At 57.8% G+C, this 18,308-nt stretch carries 20 protein-coding genes; 9 read left to right on the forward strand and 11 right to left on the reverse strand.

Annotation, left to right across the window (positions count from 1 at the left end):
* Window positions 1-128: 128 nt before the first annotated feature.
* Together KHU33_RS16565 and KHU33_RS16570 are read left to right on the forward strand one after the other, a co-directional pair.
* Window positions 129-578: a PadR family transcriptional regulator gene (locus KHU33_RS16565; RefSeq protein WP_230414326.1), complete on the forward strand. Its 450-nt coding sequence runs from the start codon at window positions 129-131 to the stop codon at window positions 576-578.
* Window positions 579-635: 57 nt separating this feature from the next.
* Window positions 636-968: a DUF3861 domain-containing protein gene (locus tag KHU33_RS16570; protein WP_211464884.1), complete on the forward strand. Its 333-nt coding sequence runs from the start codon at window positions 636-638 to the stop codon at window positions 966-968.
* Window positions 969-1,111: 143 nt separating this feature from the next.
* Here KHU33_RS16570 and sbcB read toward each other — a convergent pair whose 3' ends face one another.
* Complete coding sequence (gene sbcB / locus KHU33_RS16575; RefSeq protein WP_211464886.1) at window positions 1,112-2,545, reverse strand: exodeoxyribonuclease I; 1,434 nt, start codon at window positions 2,543-2,545, stop codon at window positions 1,112-1,114.
* A 318-nt stretch (window positions 2,546-2,863) separates the two neighbouring features.
* On the opposite strand from sbcB, the gene KHU33_RS16580 reads away from it, so the two are divergent.
* Entirely contained in the window at window positions 2,864-3,040 is a 177-nt protein-coding gene (locus KHU33_RS16580; RefSeq protein WP_407928295.1) for a DUF3563 family protein, read from the forward strand.
* 209 nt (window positions 3,041-3,249) lie between these two features.
* Here KHU33_RS16580 and KHU33_RS16585 read toward each other — a convergent pair whose 3' ends face one another.
* On the reverse strand, window positions 3,250-3,552 hold the full coding sequence (locus tag KHU33_RS16585) for an antibiotic biosynthesis monooxygenase family protein (protein ID WP_211464888.1): 303 nt from the start codon (window positions 3,550-3,552) through the stop codon (window positions 3,250-3,252).
* 131 nt (window positions 3,553-3,683) lie between these two features.
* Between KHU33_RS16585 and KHU33_RS16590 the strand changes: the two genes are divergently transcribed.
* A complete protein-coding gene (locus KHU33_RS16590; protein ID WP_211464890.1) occupies window positions 3,684-4,202 on the forward strand; it encodes a DUF1269 domain-containing protein in 519 nt (172 codons plus the stop codon).
* 226 nt (window positions 4,203-4,428) lie between these two features.
* The gene (locus tag KHU33_RS16595; protein ID WP_211464892.1) at window positions 4,429-5,727 is read left to right on the forward strand and encodes a solute carrier family 23 protein; all 1,299 of its coding nucleotides are present in this window, start codon (window positions 4,429-4,431) and stop codon (window positions 5,725-5,727) included.
* A gap of 85 nt (window positions 5,728-5,812) precedes the next feature.
* Here KHU33_RS16595 and KHU33_RS16600 read toward each other — a convergent pair whose 3' ends face one another.
* From KHU33_RS16600 to KHU33_RS16625, 6 genes are read right to left on the reverse strand one after another with little or no spacing between them, the layout of a single operon-like run.
* Window positions 5,813-6,352 carry a hypothetical protein gene (locus KHU33_RS16600; protein WP_211464894.1) on the reverse strand — a complete coding sequence of 180 codons (540 nt, stop codon included), beginning with the start codon at window positions 6,350-6,352 and terminating at the stop codon, window positions 5,813-5,815.
* A complete protein-coding gene (locus KHU33_RS16605; RefSeq protein ID WP_211464896.1) occupies window positions 6,349-7,245 on the reverse strand; it encodes an FAD:protein FMN transferase in 897 nt (298 codons plus the stop codon). The genes KHU33_RS16600 and KHU33_RS16605 overlap by 4 nt, the downstream gene beginning before the upstream one ends.
* On the reverse strand, window positions 7,226-7,741 hold the full coding sequence (locus tag KHU33_RS16610) for an FMN-binding protein (protein ID WP_211464898.1): 516 nt from the start codon (window positions 7,739-7,741) through the stop codon (window positions 7,226-7,228). Before KHU33_RS16610 ends, KHU33_RS16605 begins: the two co-directional genes overlap by 20 nt.
* A gap of 25 nt (window positions 7,742-7,766) precedes the next feature.
* Window positions 7,767-8,690, reverse strand: a complete 924-nt coding sequence (locus KHU33_RS16615) for a DUF6662 family protein (protein ID WP_230414327.1) — start codon at window positions 8,688-8,690, stop codon at window positions 7,767-7,769.
* Window positions 8,691-8,698: 8 nt separating this feature from the next.
* On the reverse strand, window positions 8,699-8,926 hold the full coding sequence (locus tag KHU33_RS16620; RefSeq protein WP_211464900.1) for a hypothetical protein: 228 nt from the start codon (window positions 8,924-8,926) through the stop codon (window positions 8,699-8,701).
* Window positions 8,927-8,983: 57 nt separating this feature from the next.
* The gene (locus KHU33_RS16625) at window positions 8,984-10,573 is read right to left on the reverse strand and encodes a BCCT family transporter (protein WP_211464902.1); all 1,590 of its coding nucleotides are present in this window, start codon (window positions 10,571-10,573) and stop codon (window positions 8,984-8,986) included.
* A gap of 281 nt (window positions 10,574-10,854) precedes the next feature.
* Between KHU33_RS16625 and betI the strand changes: the two genes are divergently transcribed.
* From betI to betA, 3 genes are all read left to right on the forward strand, one after another.
* The gene (gene betI / locus KHU33_RS16630; protein ID WP_211464945.1) at window positions 10,855-11,445 is read left to right on the forward strand and encodes a transcriptional regulator BetI; all 591 of its coding nucleotides are present in this window, start codon (window positions 10,855-10,857) and stop codon (window positions 11,443-11,445) included.
* A 41-nt stretch (window positions 11,446-11,486) separates the two neighbouring features.
* Window positions 11,487-12,959: a betaine-aldehyde dehydrogenase gene (gene betB, locus KHU33_RS16635; RefSeq protein ID WP_211464904.1), complete on the forward strand. Its 1,473-nt coding sequence runs from the start codon at window positions 11,487-11,489 to the stop codon at window positions 12,957-12,959.
* Window positions 12,960-13,032: 73 nt separating this feature from the next.
* Window positions 13,033-14,712, forward strand: coding sequence for a choline dehydrogenase (betA, locus tag KHU33_RS16640; RefSeq protein WP_211464906.1), 1,680 nt, complete (start codon window positions 13,033-13,035; stop codon window positions 14,710-14,712).
* 9 nt (window positions 14,713-14,721) lie between these two features.
* Here the strand turns inward: betA and KHU33_RS16645 are convergent, their stop codons facing one another.
* Window positions 14,722-15,984 (reverse strand): MFS transporter, encoded by a 1,263-nt coding sequence (locus tag KHU33_RS16645; protein ID WP_211464908.1) that lies wholly within the window; start codon window positions 15,982-15,984, stop codon window positions 14,722-14,724.
* 149 nt (window positions 15,985-16,133) lie between these two features.
* Between KHU33_RS16645 and KHU33_RS16650 the strand changes: the two genes are divergently transcribed.
* Complete coding sequence (locus KHU33_RS16650) at window positions 16,134-17,045, forward strand: LysR family transcriptional regulator (protein WP_211464910.1); 912 nt, start codon at window positions 16,134-16,136, stop codon at window positions 17,043-17,045.
* A 95-nt stretch (window positions 17,046-17,140) separates the two neighbouring features.
* Here the strand turns inward: KHU33_RS16650 and KHU33_RS16655 are convergent, their stop codons facing one another.
* Window positions 17,141-17,650 (reverse strand): DUF1993 domain-containing protein, encoded by a 510-nt coding sequence (locus KHU33_RS16655; protein WP_211464912.1) that lies wholly within the window; start codon window positions 17,648-17,650, stop codon window positions 17,141-17,143.
* Between the two features lie 83 nt (window positions 17,651-17,733).
* Window positions 17,734-18,204, reverse strand: coding sequence for a DUF4429 domain-containing protein (locus tag KHU33_RS16660; protein WP_329956075.1), 471 nt, complete (start codon window positions 18,202-18,204; stop codon window positions 17,734-17,736).
* Window positions 18,205-18,308 lie beyond the last annotated feature (104 nt).

The raw sequence follows: 18,308 nt of genomic DNA on the forward strand, positions 1-18,308 counted from the left end.
GAAGAAACATGTTTGGACATAGAAGAGGTTGCGACCGCAGCCGTATGCATCAGGGCCATGAAAGGCAACATCGTGGCGGCGGTCTGTTTGAACGAGGCGGGCGACGTGAAGGCGGGCGTGGCGGGCGCATGTTTGAGCAGGGCAGTTTGCGGCTGGTGATTCTTAATTTGTTGCAAGAAAAGCCACGTCACGGCTACGAGGTCATCAAGGCGATCGAAGAACTGGTTGGCGGCGATTACAGCCCAAGCCCGGGCGTGATCTATCCAACTTTGACATTGCTGGAAGAGCTCGGTTACGCAGCCATCGAGGCTGAAACCGGCGGTAAAAAGTTGTATCGCATCACACCGGAAGGCGCTGCGTTTTTAGCTGCCAACGGCGAAGCCTTGGCCCTGGCGCTGCAGCGTCTGGAAACTGCACAACGTGCATCCGGCAGCTCCGCCCCCGAGTTGCGGCGCGCGATCCAGAATTTCCGCATGGCGCTGCATACACGGCTGGAACGCGGCGAGCTCAGCCAGGAACAAATCCGCGCCATGGTCGACGCCATCGATCTGGCAGCGGTGAAAATCGAACGCATCTGAAGCAAGCCACCATGCCGCAACAGGCAAAAGCACGTCGTTAGGAGAGAAGGAGCCGTTATGCGTGAACACCGTTACCGCATCACCCTGGAGCATCTGGCCACGCCGAAGCAAGACGCGCCGGCCCATGCCGCCATCAGTTTTGAGACCGGCAACCACGACGATCTGTTCGCGATCGTCGGCAAGGTACGCAGCAAAGGCCAGTTTGACGCTGATAGCGCTGCCTCATTGGCGCTGGGCTTGAAGCTATTCACTGAAGTGATGATAAAAAATCGCAGCAATCCGCTGTTCGCGGATATCCATCAGCCCATGCGCGATTTTATCCAACAGCTGAAAGCGCAACCGCAAGTGGTGGCAACGCAAACGCCGTCAGCAATGGCGTCGGAAGTATAGAATGAACACCGAGCCTGGGCGGGACGCCGCTCGGGTCGTTGAAGTATAAAAAAGCAGGGCCAGGATAATTTTCGTAGGATCGGAAATTATCCTGGCCCTGTTTTGTGTTTGCAGTCTTCCCGGGCCAAGCAATGGCGGCGGGCTTATTCGCGCGCGGGCGCGATCATCTCGGCATAATCATACAGGGCGCCCAGAATTTCTTCGCCGCGTTCATCCGCCGATTCCGATAAATTATCGATCTCTTCAAACAGCATATCGACCGTGCGCGCCTTGCCCTCACCCTCGAACAGGCGCGCGGCGCGATGCTCTTCCCAGCGTTGCTGATCATCTACGCTCAAGGTTTCAGGGAAATTACGGGCACGGTAGCGGAATGCCAGCTCTTCCAGGCGCTGATCGTCAAAGCTGGTACGGGCGGCGGCCAGTTTTTGCGGCGACAGCGCGCGCAACTCGTTCAGTTTGCGGCGATCGGTATTGCCGACGAAACCGCCGTACAAGTCTTCATCGACATCGTTTGCCGCCTCTTCTGGGCGCTGGAAAACCTGGCGCCACAGGCCGTTGAGGTCGGGAGCCTGTGCCGCAATTTCCGCATGGCGCAGCGCTTGCGGGATATCTATGCCCCAGCGCGCCGCCATGTCAGTCGATAGCGTCTGCAGTTTGTTGATCACCATCGGCGATTTGTTCAGATGGACCGACTTCAACGGCAGACGCGTCACGCCTTCGGGCAAATCATCGGTTTTGCTGAACAGGCGGGTGCGCACGGTATCTGCATCCAGGGAAAACAACTCGCTGGGATCAAACGCCAGATCCCAGGCCAGTATTTCATTCTTGTTGGTGGGATGCACGCCAAGCGGCCACATGACGGCGAGGCAGCCGCGTTCGGCCGGGAACATGCCGGAGATATGCAGGAATGGCCGCGGCGTCGGCAAGCCGATTTCAGCGCCGACGCGGTCTTTTTTATGCAGGGCGAGGCAGAAATCGAACAACCTCGGCTGATGCTGCCGGATCAATCGCGCCAGGCCGATCGTTGCCCGCACGTCGGACAGCGCATCGTGCGCGGCTTCGTGGCTGAGGCCGTTGGCGGCGGTCAGGTGCTCCAGGCGAAAACTCGGCCGTCCCTCACCGTTGAGCGGCCACTGTATGCCGTCCGGCCGCAAGGCATAAGCGGTGCGCACCACATCCAGGATATCCCAGCGGCCGCATTGATTCTGCCATTCGCGCGCGTAAGGATCGATCAGGTTGCGCCAGAACAGGAAACGCGTGACCTCGTCATCGAACCGGATCGTGTTGTAGCCGACGCCGATGGTGCCGGGTTCGGAAAACGCCTTTTCGATCTGCGCCGCGAACTGGTACTCGGCCACGCCGCGCTCCAGGCATAGTTGCGGCGTGATGCCGGTAATCAGGCAAGACTGCGGGTCCGGCAAGAAGTCATTTGCTGGCTGGCAATACAGCATGATCGGTTCGCCGATTTCATTCAGCTCGGCATCCGTGCGGATGGCGGCAAATTGGGCCGGGCGGTCGCGTCGCGGCTGGACGCCGAAAGTTTCGTAGTCGTGCCAGAGGAAGGTGTGGGTAGACATTGGGCTAAGGCTTGCGCATGAGGAAGGTGCAGCAGTTTACAGTCATCTTTCGATGCCTGTATAGCAGTTTTACAACGCTTTAAGTCAAATCGTAAGAAGGCTCGAAATAGCGCTTTTAGCCCCTTAAATTCACAAAACTGATAACTGCTATTGGCAATCGAAATTGGATAATTAATGGGGAAACGCTATTCTGATTGTGCGACGCAACAATTGGCTTGCGGTGAACGCAAAACGAAAGAGGAATTTATCATGTCTACAATGACAATCAGCAACAGTTCTAGTATTTCCCGTCCAGCTGCTTTGGTACAAGCTGCCGGTATTTTGAGCAGCATCTCGGCTTTCTTCAAGCGCGTTGGCACTGCTTACGAGCGTTCGGAAGCCGCACGTAAAGAAGCTTACCTGGCAGAAGCCGTCGATTTGTATGATCTGGAATATCGCATGCAACGCCTGGACCGTGAAAGCGCCGAGACTGCAGCATGGATCAAAGGTTTCTGAGTTTCAGTTTGAGTCTAGCGTTAGGTTTGGCGGCAGCTAGTTGCCAGCAGTAATGGTATCTGCAATTGTTTGCAGTCAGAAGTAGTTTCAGCATCTTGTAGTTCATCTATACCGCTGCGTAGCAGTCGGGCATCCCGCCGGCACAGGCCGTCAGATCGGGTTGCCCCGCTGCTCACACAGTGCATCTCAGTTCACGCGCTGCTATGTATTCAGTGCGATTCCGTCAATAGCGTGAAATGCTCGACGGTTGGCGGCACTGCAAAAAACGGTCCGACCAGCGCACGCCACTCGGCAAATGCCGGCGATTCGCGAAAATCCACAGTGTGATTTTCCAGTGTCTGCCAGGAAATTGTCAGCACATAGCGTTCCGGCGATTCAATTCCCTTATGTATCTTGAAGCCGGAAAATCCCTTGGCTTTGCTGATGACTTGTTCGATCCCGCGTTGAATGGCGGCATCGAACTCCTGTTGTTTACCGGGTTGGATACGGATATCGGCTAATTCGAGAATCATGGGATTTCCATCGTTGTTGGTTGGCGGAATCAGGATTGTCGCATTTTTAGCTGGATCAGGCGGCAATCAACCTTTGTGGATTGCCTGCCGATTGACTATGCTGAAAGCATAAACAGTCATAGGAGGCCATCATGGTGGGCAGAAAAAGACTTTACTTCATGTTGCCGGATGTTCCCAGTGCACGCAGCACGCTGGACGAGTTGCTGTTGGCCCGGATCGGGATTCGGCACATTCACTTCTGGGGCGCCGAAGGAAAGCTGCCGGCTGATATGCCTGAAGCCAATGTGTTGCATAAAACCGATCTTGCCAACGGTGCTGAAGTCGGTTTGCTGGCAGGCGGCGTGATAGGTTTGGTGCTGGGCATGTGGCTGGTGTATTTCCCGCCGGATTGGGTGCATCTGAATTGGCTGGCGCTGGTCGCGCTGACATTGGCAGGCGCAGTGCTCGGCAGCTGGATGTCGGGCATGGCGGCGGCGGCGATTCCCAACTCCCGCCTGAAGGAGTTTCACGCCGGGATTGAAGAGGGCAAGATACTGCTGCTGGTCGATGTGCCGTTCAAACAGGTGCCGGCGATAGAAGAATTAATTGAAAAGCGTCATCCGGAAGCTGCTTTTTCTGGAGTGGAAAAACATATTCCTATGTTCCCATGATTGCATCGGACTAGCGACAATCAGACACCGGCCATCCCGCCGGTGTTTTTTTATGCATTCGCAATACATTTATTTCCTGATCGCATTGTTATTTTGCGGCCGCCTTCGTACACTAGCTTCCGGTCAAAAACAAAATCAACCGTACGGTTTTACGCTGCCCCCGTGTTCGGCTAGCAGCCGATCCAGCCACGACAGGCACGTAAATCGTCACACAGAGAGGAAATTCATGGCGGCTTCTTATTTTCCCAGATGGCGTCTGCGCGCCAGTCCGGCCGACGGTCAGGGGCAGGTTATCGCTGCCGACGAACGTTTGCCGTGGCCGCAGACTTTCGCCATGGGGGTGCAGCACGTTGTGGCGATGTTCGGTGCGACGGTGCTGGCGCCATTGCTGATGGGTTTCGATCCGAATCTGGCGATTTTCATGTCAGGCATCGGCACCTTGCTGTTTTTTGTGCTGGTCGGCGGCCGGGTGCCGAGCTATCTCGGTTCCAGTTTTTCTTTTATCGGCCTGGTGATTGCGGTCAGCGCCTACGGCGGCCATGGCCTGAATTCCAACCTCGGCGTTGCGTTGGGCGGGATTATCGCCTGCGGCGTGTTGTACGCGCTGATCGGCTTGCTGGTGATGGCGATCGGCACGCGCTGGATCGAAACCTTGATGCCGCCGGTAGTCACCGGTGCGGTGGTGGCGGTGATCGGGCTCAATCTGGCGCCGATTGCGGTCAAGGGCGTCAGCGGTAATAACTTCGATGCCTGGATGGCGCTGGGAACGGTCTTGTGCGTCGGCGGCGTCGCCGTGTTTGCCCGCGGCATGGTGCAGCGGCTGCTGATACTGGTCGGCCTGATGCTGGCCTATGTGATTTATGCGGTGCTGACCAACGGCGCCGGTCTCGGCAAGCCGATTGATTTTGGCATAGTCGCGCAAGCTGCCTGGTTCGGCGTCCCGCATTTTTCTGCGCCGGTATTCAAGGCCGATGCAATGGCTTTGCTGGCGCCGATTGCGATTATCCTGGTGGCAGAAAACCTGGGCCATATCAAGGCGGTGGCCGCCATGACCGGACAAAATCTCGATAAATACATGGGCCGCGCTTTCGTCGGCGATGGCTTGGCGACGATTGTCTCGGGCAGCGTCGGCGGCACCGGCGTCACCACTTACGCTGAAAATATCGGCGTGATGGCGGTCACCAAGATTTATTCAACCTTGGTATTCGTGGTGGCGGCTTGCCTGGCAATCTTCCTGGGTTTCTCACCGAAATTCGGCGCCGTGATTCAAACCATTCCTGGCGCTGTGCTGGGCGGCGTCTCGAGTGTGGTGTTTGGCTTGATTGCCGTGGCGGGCGCGCGTATCTGGGTCGAGAACAAGGTCGACTTTTCCAACAATCGCAATCTGATCGTGGCTGCCGTGACCTTGGTGCTGGGGGCCGGCGACTTTACCTTGAAGCTTGGCCAGTTCTCCCTGGGCGGCATCGGCACCGCGACTTTTGGGGCGATTATCCTGCACGCTTTGCTGCGGGAAAAGAAGGCTTGAACCAGGCTTGACAGTTCGTCCGTTCATAAAAAAGTTGGACATTGCGCTAGCCGTTCTGCCAAAGTGTGGCAACGGCTAGCCTACGTTAAGAACTGCGTTTGCGTTGAACCGCCACTGCAGCCGCGGTTCCGGTTGCGTCAGGAGCAATTGGCTTGCGCACGACGGCGTGCAGCATGTTCGCTTTTCGCTTGCCCAGCCAGATATGCAGCCATAATCCGGCCGCTGCAGCAGTACCGGCGATCCAGTGGATCAAGCTGATCCACGGACGGGATTGTTCATCTCCCGCATAGTACAAGCCGTACCCAGTCAGCAACAATACGGCGACAAGCGCCAGCATAAACAGGCCGCTGCGATGGTTTTTCCGTAGCCGCCAGGCGCTAGCAATGTGACCTGGCAGGAGAGAGCCGATGACCATCAGGAACCCCATCGCCGCCGCGCCATGCAAGCGCAGCCACCACGGCTCGGACGGATGGTGCGCGTCACCGAATTCTCCAGGAGCGGCAAGGAAATTGTGGGCGATCAGCCAACCGAGACCAGAGAGGAAGAGTATTGCGCCTATCAGATAAATCCAGCGCTCGTGTTGCCGGCTCAATCGTATCGGCATAGGTGGAATACGTGATTTCATGGCGTTATTTCTGTTTGCAGCAGTCTTGCCCCGCACGAGCGGACGGCCTGCCCGTCGGTCACGATTGCTTGCGCATTAAAGCGCTCAAGAATAGCCGGCGCATCTATTGGCGCAAGTCGTACAACCTTGGTCAACGCATCGGCGGTCATGCAGTCAGGCGCGACGACACTGACACTGTCGCCCCATGTGGTGCAAATCCGTTGTTGCGGGTCGACTAAAGGATCGATCCGATGTTTATCGCTGCCAATGCCCGCAAAATATCCGGCTGAGGTAGCAATCGCATGGTTGGATAGGTATCCCAGCGGGATCAGCGAGGCAGGCTGGTCCGGCTGCCGCACATGAATCGCTTGCGGTTCGCCGAAGCAACGTAAATCTCCGCCCGCATTGACCGTGCCGCTGGCAATGCCGTGCGATTGCAGTGCTGCAATCGCACAATCAACGGCATATCCTTTCGCTATGCCGCCCAAGTCGATGCATCCACGGCGCTGCCAACGCACGCGGTGGCCATTGAGCAATTCCAGATCGCGATAAGTGACATCGATAGCTGCCGACTGTTGCAGGCGGTGCGCAGGCAAAAATCCGTTATCCACCAGAACCGCGGCGGTCGAGATGTCGAAAGCGCCTGCGGACAGGTCGCCCAATTGATGCGCGAATTCCAAGACCTTGAAAGTATGTGGATCAACGCAAATTTCACATGCCGGATCAGCTGCATTAATTCGCGAGACATCGCTGCCCGCGTCGTGAAAACTCATCAGCTGCTGGACCCGCTCAATGGCTGCATATGCCGCGTTGCATGCTTCGGACAAGATCGCAGGATCGCCGGCGATCTTGATTTCGACCAGCGTTCCAAGCAGCGGGCGTGCCCGGCGCAGGCTATTTGAGGGCAACGGCATACGTTGCCAGCACGCGCTTGACGCCATCGGCGATGTGCTTGGATGAGAGCGTTGCTCCGCTGATGTTGCGAATGTCTTTTTCCAGCTTTAACGAGTCTGCCGCGGTCTTGCCGACAAACTGCTTGCGCCATTCCGGATTGCGGACCTCGTAGCCGTACGATTCCCGGTACTCCATGATTTCGATCTGCTTGACGCTGCCATCTGCGTTCAAGCCGACTGCATACGTAATGAATTCATGCTTGCCGACCACCTCATCGAGAATAAACCATCCGCCGCCGGCAACCTTCCACGCCTTGATCTCTTTATGACGGACATTGACGTCTGTCATCTTGTCGATTTGTTTAGCTTGCTCGTCGCTCAGGGTGATAAACGCGGGTGTGAATTTTTCATTCGGAAAGATGGCTTGCTGCGCCTGTTCCGGCGTGAAATAGGTAGTGGCGTAAACCGATGTCGAAATAGCTGCCACCGGAAGCCATATCCATGGACTGTGTTTCACTTAAGTTCCCTTAGCTTGGTTTCGTTTAAAAGTAGTAGCCGGCCTTGATGCGAAGGCGGCGTCTTTCAAAATCGTTATCGTAGGTTCGGCCGCCCACCAGCGTGCCTGGAACCGTATCGGCATGTGCATGCGCCCAAGGCATTTGTTCCAAAAAGGTCGCCGTCACAAAGAATTGCTTGCCGCCATAGTGCACGGTCGGGCCAAAATAGTAGCCGCTATTCGATTCGTTTTTGAAGTTATAGCTGTTGTACTCATGTTCGTTCAAGAGTTCAAATCCCGCCGCCCAGTTCGGCTTGAAGCGATAGGACACTGCGACGTTCGCATTGACATCGGTTTCTTCCTGCCAGCTTCTGCCGGATGCTCTGGAGTCATCCGACAGATTCCGCCATTCAGGCGCATAGGTAAAGTTAAAAGCCATGGTCAGGCGGTCATCCAGGAAATTCTTTTGCAAGATGAGCTTGGTTTCCACTTCGCGGAAGCGGGGGCCGATGGTCGGCTCCACATAGAGCGCTACCCCGATGCCGTCGGTGTAGGGGCTAAGCAAACGGTAGATTGCTTCTGCCGAGACGCCGACAAAGCGTTTGTCACGGTAGCGCGCATTCGGATCGGGCTGATCGTCGGCAAACTGTTCGGGCGGTGTTGTCGCGCCATCGGGACCGTTGTGGTAGGCCGATGTCCAGTTATAGTTGCCGTACAGGGCCACCTGCAGCCGATCGGTAAGTCCGTATTCAACCTCGGTACGTCCTTCTACCTGGTCATAACGGCCGGCGATTTTCTGGTGACGCCAGGTCATCCACTGCTCGACTTCCTTAGCTCCCTTTGGCAACAGGTCCGTCGTATAGACGTAAGCGAACTGACTTTCCTCGGCCAATGCAACGATATTGAATCCGCAATACAAGGTTAAGGCAGTGATAAGGAATGCGCCGCCGAAGCGGTGAGAGAGTGTCATGATAGTTTTTATTGCGGGCTGGAAAAACAGAATAATAAACGCGAATCATTCTTTTTTACAATCAAAGAATTGTAAAAATCCGCGATGCTGCGTTTGCGGCTTAATCTGTTTGAGGAAGGGGTGTTTGCTACAGCCAGGCAGGTTGTTTGGGGCATTCCATCGGAGATGGTTAAAGTCTCATAGCCGGTCCCGGTGACTAGACTAGAGGGGGCACGGAATTTTTGTAATTCTTGCATTGAAAAATTTCTCCACGAAAATTCCGTGGAGAAATTCTGACAGCTTGCTAGTATCAACTAAGCTTGCCTGGCGACCTTCACAGCGGTTTTTACCGCAATTGCGGGTTTGAATTCCATGCGCAGAGTCTTCAACAGGCAAGCCATATACAGCACCAGCACCATGGAAAACGGCAGCGACGCCAGTACGATCGTGGTTTGAATCGCACTGATGTTATCCGCAAACATCAAGCCGACGGTGACCGCCATGATCAGCGCCGACCAGAAAATACGCAGCCAGTGCGGCGCATCGGCGTCGGCATCATGATCACTGCCGCTGCCGCGCACCGATAAATTGGCCAGCATCACGGCGCCCGAGTCGGCCGGTGTCAAAAACAGCACGAAGCCGACGAAAATCGCCACGCCCGACATCGCCGTGCCAAACGGGTAGTGCGCCAGCAGCATGTACATGGTCATGGCCGGCTGCTCCAGTGCGGTCCGGCTCAATTCAGTGGCGCCGTGGCTAATCAGCAGATCCAGGGCGCTGTTGCCGAACACCGAGAGCCATGCCAGCGTGAACGCCAACGGCAGCAACAGCACGCCGGTCACCACTTCGCGAATGGTGCGTCCGCGTGAGATGCGGGCAATAAACAGGCCGACGAACGGCGCCCAGGAGATCCACCAGGCCCAATAGAACAGCGTCCACTTGCCGAGCCAGTCGCTAGGCCGGTCATAGGCATACAGGTCAAAAGTCTTGCCGACGAAGTTGCTGATGTAATCGCCCAGATTCTGGGTCATTGCGTTCAGCAAATGCAGCGTCGGTCCCATGCTCAGTACAAAAAGCAGCAAGCTGGCAAACAGCAGCACATTCAGATTCGACAAACGGCGGATACCGACTTCGACGCCGGAAATCGCGGCCAGGGTCGCCACTATCGTCATCACGATGATCACCGCCAGCAGCGTGCCATGGCTGTTTTGCAGGCCGAACAGGTGTTCCAGGCCGGCGCTGATCTGCAGCGAACCTATGCCCAGGTTGCTGACCAGGCCCAGCACGGTAACCACGATGCCGAAACAATCGACAGCGTGGCCGGCGACGCCATGGACGCGCTCGCCGAGCAAGGGATACAGCGCGCTACGCAACGCCAGAGGCTGCTTGTGGCGATACGCAAAGTAGCCTAGCGCTACCGCGATCAGCGCATAAATAGCCCAGCCATGCAGGCCCCAATGCAGGAAGGTCAAGGTCATCGCCTGGCTGGCGGCCGCCGGCGTTGCGGCCGCACCCTGTGGCGGATACAGATAATGGGTCAAGGGTTCAGAGGCGCCGAAATAGAGCAGGGAAATGCCGATGCCGGACGAGAACAGCATGCCGGCCCAGGCGCCGTAGCTAAAGGCCGGCTGTTCGTCGTCCGCTCCCAGTTTTATTTTGCCGTAAGGCGATAGCGCCAGCCAGATGATGAAGCCAAGGTAAGCGGCGACCACCAGTATGTAGTACCAGCCGAAGCTGTTGGCCAGCGTGATTTGCGCGCCCGACAGCCAAACGGTCGAGGCTTGCGGGAAGGCGATGATGACAATGGTGAAGGCGATGATCAGTAATGCTGACGAAAAGAAAACAGGGCGGTTGAGTTTGTTCTTGCCCGACTGATGGCCAGCGGCGGTAGCGGCGGCGCTCATTTGCATTGCCCGCGGTGGTTTGGTGTGCTTGCCTGGCCAGGCTGTCTCATCGTTTCTGCGTTTGTTCGATGTTGCATTTAAATAAACCTCATTCCGATTCTGTTGCCGGTACTTTGATCTGATTTTTGTTTTTAAAAAGAACACATTGTGCTGCCATCGACAGCCTAAACTTAAATTGATTGAACGTCCAATCAATTTAAATTATACTGAATTCAGGCAACGGCTGGGCAGGCCGCTTTTCGCCGACGTTTTGGGAGAGTAAGTTGAGGAAAAGAAACGAGATGCTGCCGCTGCGCCGCAAGCAGCTGATCCAGGCCACGCTGGAAGTGATAGACCGGGTTGGGCTGGCTGATGCAACGATTGCCCTGATTGCCAAACAAGCCGGTTTGTCGACCGGGATCATCAGCCATTATTTCGGCGACAAGAGCGGCTTGCTGGAAGCCACCATGCGCCAGATCCTGCGCGATCTGAGAGAAGACACCCTGCGCCGCCGCAGCGAATCCACGGCAGACACCGCCACCCATTTGCGCGCCATCGTCGACGCTAACTTTAACGACAGCCAGGTCAGCGGCCCGGTCATGAAAACCTGGCTGGCGTTCTGGTCGTCCAGCATGCATCAGGAATCGCTGCGCAGATTGCAGCATGTGAATGACCGCCGCCTGCATTCCAACCTGTGCTGCCAGTTTTTACGCGAACTGCCGCTGGCGCAAGCGCGTCATGCCGCGCGCGGCCTGGCGGCGATGATCGATGGCTTGTGGTTGCGCGGTTCCTTGTCCGGCGCCGCCTTCGACGCCGGTGCGGCACGCCAGCTGGCCTACGAATATCTGGATCAACAATTGGCAAAGAAAATCGACGCTGTTGCAGCGGCTTGATCTTTGACCTGTCTGATAGAAACCCTTTGAGGAGAATTTACATGCCTGTTTTCAAGCTACAACAACTATACATCGGCGGCCGCCGGGTCGACGCCAGCGGCAGTGATACTTTTCAGACCATTAATCCTGCCAATGGCGAAGTGCTGGCCGAAGTGCAGCGCGCCACCAAGGCCGATGTCGACCGCGCCGTCGCCAGTGCACAGCAAGGCCAGCGCGAATGGGCCGCCCAAACCGCCATGCAGCGCTCGCGGGTACTGCGCCGTGCGGTAGCGATCCTGCGTGAACGCAATGACGAATTGGCCGAACTGGAAACCCTGGATACCGGCAAGGCCTTGTCGGAAACACGCGCCGTCGATATCGTCACCGGCGCCGATGTGCTGGAGTATTACGCCGGCCTGGTGCCGTCGATAGAAGGCACCCAGATCCCGTTGCGCGAAAGTTCGTTTGTCTACACCCGCCGTGAGCCGCTGGGGGTAGTGGCCGGCATCGGCGCCTGGAATTATCCGATCCAGATCGCCTTGTGGAAATCGGCGCCGGCGCTGGCTGCCGGCAATGCGATGATTTTCAAGCCTAGCGAAGTGACGCCGCTGAGCACGCTCAAGCTGGCCGAAATCTATACCGAAGCAGGTTTGCCGGATGGCGTCTTCAATGTGCTGACCGGCAGCGGCCGTGAAGTCGGCAGCTGGCTCACCGAGCATGCCGGCATCGAAAAAATATCGTTCACCGGCGGCACCGCCACCGGCAAGAAAGTGATGGCCAGCGCCTCCAGCTCGACCTTGAAGGAAGTCACCATGGAGCTGGGCGGCAAGTCACCGCTGATCGTGTTTGCCGACGCCGATCTGGAGCGTGCCGCCGATGTCGCCGTGATGGCCAATTTCTACAGTTCGGGCCAGGTGTGCACCAACGGCACCCGGGTGTTTGTGCATAGCTCGATCAAGGCGGCGTTTGAAGCCAAGGTATTGGAACGAGTAGCGCGTATCCGTCTCGGCAATCCGCTCGACATGCACACCAACTTCGGCCCGCTGGTCAGTTTCCCGCATATGGATAGCGTGCTGTCTTACATCGAATCTGGCCGTGCCGAAGGCGCACGCCTGTTGATCGGCGGCCAGCGCGAAATCGGCGGCGCCTATGCCAAGGGTGCTTATGTGCAGCCGACCGTGTTCACCGATTGCCGCGACGACATGAAGATCGTCCGCGAAGAAATCTTCGGCCCGGTCATGAGCATCCTCAGCTTCGATGAAGAGGACGAAGTGATCCGCCGCGCCAACGACACCGAATACGGTCTGGCGGCCGGCCTGATGACAGAAAACCTGAGCCGCGCGCATCGCGTCATCCATCAGTTGGAAGCGGGTATCTGCTGGATCAATACCTGGGGCGAATCGGCGGCAGAGATGCCGGTTGGCGGTTACAAGCAATCCGGCGTCGGCCGTGAGAACGGTTTGACCACGCTGGAGCATTACACACGCATCAAATCGATTCAAGTGGAGCTGGGCGCTTATACCTCGGTGTTCTGAGCACCGTTCTCCAGCGCAACGTCCATGTTTTACAACGATGCCGCATCGCCGGCATCGGCAAGGAAGGATCATTATGCAGCAAGCAAAAGAATACGATTACATCATCATCGGCGCCGGTTCGGCAGGCAATGTTCTGGCGACACGATTGACCGAGGACGGCGGCACCAGCGTGCTGTTGCTGGAAGCCGGCGGTCCCGATTACCGTTTCGATTTCCGTACCCAGATGCCGGCGGCGCTGGCGTTCCCATTGCAGGGCAGGCGTTATAACTGGGCCTATGAAACCGATCCGGAACCGCACATGAATGGCCGCCGCATGGAGTGCGGCCGTGGCAAGGGCTTGGGCGGCTCGTCGCTGATCAACGGCATGTGCTACATCCGCGGCAACGCGCTGGACTACGATCACTGGGCCAAACGGCCAGGGCTGGAAAGCTGGTCCTACCTGGATTGCCTGCCGTATTTCAAGAAAGCCGAAACCCGCGACATCGGCGGCAACGATTATCACGGCGGCGACGGTCCGGTCAGCGTGACCACGCCGAAGAGCGGCAACAACGTGCTCTACCATGCAATGGTGGAGGCCGGCGTGCAAGCAGGTTATCCGCGCACCGATGATCTCAACGGTTATCAGCAGGAGGGCTTCGGCCCGATGGATCGCACCACGACTCCGCACGGGCGGCGCGCCAGTACCGCGCGCGGTTATCTCGACCAAGCGCGGGCCCGTCCTAATCTGACCATCGTCACGCACGCACTGACCGACCGCATACTGTTTGCCGGCAAACGCGCCGTCGGCGTCGCCTGGCTGCATAACGATCAGCCAGATCAACAACATACGGCGCAAGCCAGGCGCGAAGTGCTGCTGTGTTCGGGTGCGATCGCCTCGCCGCAGATCCTGCAGCGCTCCGGCGTCGGACCGGCGCAGCTGCTGCGTCAGCACGATATTCCCGTGGTGCTCGATTTGCCCGGCGTCGGCGCCAATTTGCAGGACCATCTGGAAATCTATCAGCAATACGAATGCAAGCAGCCGGTCTCGCTGGCGCCGGCGCTGAAACCGTGGAATCAGCCGCAAATCGGCGCCGAGTGGTTGTTGATGGGGACCGGCATCGGCGCCAGCAATCAATTCGAAGCCGGTGGTTTCATTCGCAGCGACGATAGTTTCGAGTGGCCGAATATCCAGTATCACTTCTTGCCGGTAGCGATCAATTACAACGGCAGCAATCCGATCAAGGTCCACAGCTTCCAGGCGCACATGGGATCGATGCGTTCGCCGAGCCGTGGCCGGATCCATCTGCGCTCGAAAGATCCGCGCCAGCATCCGAGCATTTTGTTCAACTACATGTCGACCGAGCAGGATTGGCAGGAATTCCGCAACGGTATCCGGATCACGCGCGACATCATTGCGCAACAGGCGTTGTCAGCCTATGCCGGCCGCGAAATTTCGCCGGGCGTCCAGGTTCAGACCGATGCCGAGCTGGATGCTTTCGTGCGCCAGCACGCCGAAACCGCTTTCCATCCATCCTGTTCCAACGCCATGGGCTACGACGAGATGGCGGTGGTGGATAGCGAGGGGCGGGTGCATGGCTTGCAAGGCCTGCGCGTGGTCGATGCCTCGATCATGCCGCAGATCACCACCGGCAACCTGAATGCACCGACCATCATGATCGCTGAAAAAATCGCCGATCAGATTCGCGGGCGGCAACCGTTGCCGCGGGTGGAAGTGCCGTATTACGTCGCTGGCGACAAGCCGGCACGGCAATAATCTTCCGTGTCAGGCCTGTTGGAATGTGGCGATGAGCAGCGCTGCCATGGCATAGGCGATACCGGCCAGGCAGACGCCGCTCCAGCCGCCCATGACCCAGGCCAGCGCCGCGCTCGCCGCGCCCAGTGCGCCGCCAACGAAGAAAATGCCAACGAACAAACCGTTCAAACGGCCGCGCGCTTCCGCTTGCAGCAGGTTGATGGCGCGCCGGCCCAGGGTTTGATCGGTGGTTACGCCGGCGTCCAATCCGACGGCGGCGAGCACCAGCATGCCTAGCGCCAGCCAGGGATGCAGGGCGATGGCAAAACCGCCCCAGCCGGCGCCAGCCACGCCCGCCAGCAGCAGCGCAGCTATCATCAGCAGATGCGCGGCCAGGGTGGCGGGCCGGGTCCAGCCGCGATCGCCGATGCGGCCGGCCAGTGGTGCGGCTACTGCGCCGGCAGCGCCTGCCAACGCGAACAAGGCGATATGGCGCTGGTTCATGTCGAAGGGCTGCTGCGTCAGAAGCAGGGCGACCGCCGTCCAGAACAGGCTGAAGGTGGCCATCCCCAGCGCTGCGGTAAGCGCACGCCGGCGCAGCACCGGCTGGCTGCACAGCAAACCCCATAGCGATTTGAGCAAAGCCAGATAAGACAGGCCGGCCGCAGGCTGGCGTTGCGGCAGCGTAAGGCTCAGGGTTGCCGCTACCAGGGAGATCGAGATCGTCAGCACCAGGTATAGCAGGCGCCAGCCGCCCGCATCCAGCAACAGGCTGGCCAGCGGCCGCGACAGCAAAATGCCGAACATCAGGCCGCTCATCACATTGCCCACCACCTTGCCGCGATGCGCTTCGCAAGCCATCAGGGCCGCCAGCGGCACCATGATCTGGATTGCGCTGGAGGCAGCGCCGGCCAAAAAAATCGCCAGCAGGAACAGCCAGCCGGAAGTCGACAGCGTGGCCGCCGCCAGCGCCAGGGCGCAGCAAGCCAGCAGGCGCACGATCAAACTGCGGTTTTCCAGCAGGTCGGCTAACGGCACCAGCAACACCAAGCCAGTGGCATAACCCAGTTGCGGCAACATGGCGACCATGCCGCTCAAGTGCGCATCCAGACCCAGCGCAGCGGCAATAGGGCCGATCAGCGTCTGTGTCGCGAATAAATTAATCACGGTGATACCGACTGCGGTGGCGAACAACAGTTGCAGCGCAACGGGAATGCCATTGCCGGCGCTGCGGGTGGCGCTAGATTGGGAGGTAGCGTAGGTGGCGCTTGAGGGGAGTCGAGGTGCGGTCATAGCATTCTTCGCGAGGGCGGGCAGCGGTGTCGGCGGAGTCCTATTCCTGGCAGCCCGTTTCAATGCACCGATTGTGCATCTGCGATGTTTATGCTACAAGTGAATTATTGTCATAAATATTATGCTAATTTGTTTGTGAAAATTCATCCATGAATACGCATGACATCGAAGCCTTCGTCGCCGTGGTCGAGACCGGTTCCATCGTCGCTGCCGCGACCCGCCTGCACCTGACCCAGCCCGGCATCAGCCGGCGTGTCCAAAGCCTGGAAGAGCGGCTGGGGGTGGCGTTGCTGGAGCGGCAATCGAAACCGCTCAAACCGACTGCGGCTGGCCGCGAGGTTTACCAGCGCGGCCGCCGTGTGCTGGGATCGGTTGCTGATTTGTTGGCCGGCGTGGAAACAGGGTCGGAGGCAAGCGGCGAATTCCGCCTGGGAGTTGCGCCATTTCTGGCCGAACTGGCCCTGACTCAGCCCATCGATCGCTTGCGCAGCGAGTTCGTCAAGCTGACCTTGCGCATTACGACCGGCTGGTCGCCGACGCTGCTGACTCTGCTGGAAAGCAATGCGATTGACGCGGCTGCAGTGGTCTTGCCTGACGATGTGATGCCGCCCAATACACTGACCACGCATCTGCTTTGTCATCAAATGCCGGTGATCGTGGCGCATCGTGAAGCACCACTGCGCAAGGGCCGTTTGTCGTTGCTGGAACTAGCGTCGCAAGCCTGGGTGCTGAATCAGGATGGCTGCGGCATACGCCGCTCGATCCGCCATACGCTGGACGCAGTGCGTTTGCCGATGGAGATTGCGGTGGAAACTTTCGGCACTGAGTTGCAATTGTCGCTGGTGGCGCGCGGCGTCGGCATCGGCATGGTGATGCCTGGCGCTTTGGCGCGTAGTGCATTTCGCGATGAGTTGCGGGTGTTGCAGGTGCCTGAATTCAAGGCCGGCGTGAATACCTGGCTGGTGCATGCCCGGGCGCCGGGGCGGCTGGCTGCGCCGATTGAACGCTTGCGTCAGGATATGAGTGAGATGCTGGATGCGGAGGAGGGCTTGCCGCTTTGAGCCGTTGGTAGCGAGTAGCGACCAAGCGCAAGCCATGAAAAACGCGACCCGAAGGTCGCGTTTTTCATGCAAGGCAAATACGATTTACCGCCGGGTCAATAAGCGCCCATGAAATCGCGCTTGCCGATTTCCACGCCGTTGTGGCGCAGGATGTCATAGGCGGTGGTCACGTGGAAGAAGAATTGCGGCAAGCCGTAACCCAGCAGATAGGTCTGGCCAGTCAGTTTCTTTTCTTTCGGCGTGCCAGGACGCAAGACGATTTCGAGTGCTTCGCTGCCGTCGATCTGCGCCGCCGTCAGGCCGTCGATGAATGCCAGCGTCTTCTTGATGCGGGCATGCAAATCGGCAAAAGTCTGTTCGCTGTCTTCATACGCCGGAACTTCGGCGCCGGCCAGGCGTGCCGGTACGCTCTTGGCAAAATCGGCAGCGATCTGCACCTGGCGGACCAGCGGGAACATGTCCGGGAACAGGCGTGCCTGCAGGAAGGCGTTGGGGTCGATTTTCTTTTCAGTTGCGTGCGCTTCGGCCTTTGCCAATACGTCGTTGAGCGCGGTCAACATCTGCTTGAAAACGGGAATCGAGGCGCTGTACATGGAGATGGTCATGGGTGTTCCTTGGTTGGTATAGCTAGGGAAGGTGCGTGATTATAGTCCTTGCGCGCCGGCTCCGCTGCGCACGTGGCACAGGGTTAAAGTCCCAGCAGTTTTTTCTTGGTGCTGATCCATTCCGAACGCGAGATCAGGCCCTGTTTGTATTGTTCCGCCAGCTTGTCAAGCTGGTCGAAATCTATGACGGCAGGAGCGGCTGCCTTGGCGGCAGCGATTTTTTTCTCGATCTGGCTTTTAAGATTCGCGAATTCAGCGAATTGCCTGGGATTGAACAGCACCGTATTTTCATCGCTGGCGGCACGGATAAGGGTGTTGCCGGTTTGCTGGCCATCGGTTAAATAAAAATGGATATAACCATTGGTCAACAGACCGGGCAACTGGATCCGGACCGCGCTGAGATCGGAAATCGGGATGTCCTTGCCGCTATTCCTGGCTTGCGTCCATCGCGCCATGACACCAGCGCGTTTGATCTGGACTCGGTCGCTGAGCAGTGTTACTTGGCCATTGATACCGCGTACCTGTATCTCTACTTGTATAAGCGCTGGCTCCACGTTCTATTACTTTCTATTTCAATCTTCTCAGCAGCGATTGCTGTTGCCTGTAATTGGATAATGTAACACTGCCTCTACAAGTAATAAAGACGCGGCACCGAATT

Origin of the sequence: Collimonas silvisoli, assembly GCF_018305005.1 — a bacterium.
In the GTDB taxonomy this organism is placed as follows: Bacteria; Pseudomonadota; Gammaproteobacteria; order Burkholderiales; family Burkholderiaceae_D; genus Collimonas; species Collimonas silvisoli.

Bases quoted from the DNA above. Each gene is read 5' to 3' on its own strand.
- KHU33_RS16565 (WP_230414326.1), top strand. From the start codon at position 129: ATGTTTGAGCAGGGCAGTTTGCGGCTGGTGATTCTTAATTTGTTGCAA.
- KHU33_RS16570 (WP_211464884.1), top strand. From the start codon at position 636: ATGCGTGAACACCGTTACCGCATCACCCTGGAGCATCTGGCCACGCCG.
- sbcB (WP_211464886.1), bottom strand. From the start codon at position 2,545: ATGTCTACCCACACCTTCCTCTGGCACGACTACGAAACTTTCGGCGTC.
- KHU33_RS16585 (WP_211464888.1), bottom strand. From the start codon at position 3,552: ATGATTCTCGAATTAGCCGATATCCGTATCCAACCCGGTAAACAACAG.
- KHU33_RS16590 (WP_211464890.1), top strand. From the start codon at position 3,684: ATGGTGGGCAGAAAAAGACTTTACTTCATGTTGCCGGATGTTCCCAGT.
- KHU33_RS16595 (WP_211464892.1), top strand. From the start codon at position 4,429: ATGGCGGCTTCTTATTTTCCCAGATGGCGTCTGCGCGCCAGTCCGGCC.
- KHU33_RS16600 (WP_211464894.1), bottom strand. From the start codon at position 6,352: ATGAAATCACGTATTCCACCTATGCCGATACGATTGAGCCGGCAACAC.
- KHU33_RS16605 (WP_211464896.1), bottom strand. From the start codon at position 7,245: ATGCCGTTGCCCTCAAATAGCCTGCGCCGGGCACGCCCGCTGCTTGGA.
- KHU33_RS16615 (WP_230414327.1), bottom strand. From the start codon at position 8,690: ATGACACTCTCTCACCGCTTCGGCGGCGCATTCCTTATCACTGCCTTA.
- KHU33_RS16620 (WP_211464900.1), bottom strand. From the start codon at position 8,926: ATGCAAGAATTACAAAAATTCCGTGCCCCCTCTAGTCTAGTCACCGGG.
- KHU33_RS16625 (WP_211464902.1), bottom strand. From the start codon at position 10,573: ATGAGCGCCGCCGCTACCGCCGCTGGCCATCAGTCGGGCAAGAACAAA.
- betI (WP_211464945.1), top strand. From the start codon at position 10,855: ATGCTGCCGCTGCGCCGCAAGCAGCTGATCCAGGCCACGCTGGAAGTG.
- betB (WP_211464904.1), top strand. From the start codon at position 11,487: ATGCCTGTTTTCAAGCTACAACAACTATACATCGGCGGCCGCCGGGTC.
- betA (WP_211464906.1), top strand. From the start codon at position 13,033: ATGCAGCAAGCAAAAGAATACGATTACATCATCATCGGCGCCGGTTCG.
- KHU33_RS16645 (WP_211464908.1), bottom strand. From the start codon at position 15,984: ATGACCGCACCTCGACTCCCCTCAAGCGCCACCTACGCTACCTCCCAA.
- KHU33_RS16650 (WP_211464910.1), top strand. From the start codon at position 16,134: ATGAATACGCATGACATCGAAGCCTTCGTCGCCGTGGTCGAGACCGGT.
- KHU33_RS16655 (WP_211464912.1), bottom strand. From the start codon at position 17,650: ATGACCATCTCCATGTACAGCGCCTCGATTCCCGTTTTCAAGCAGATG.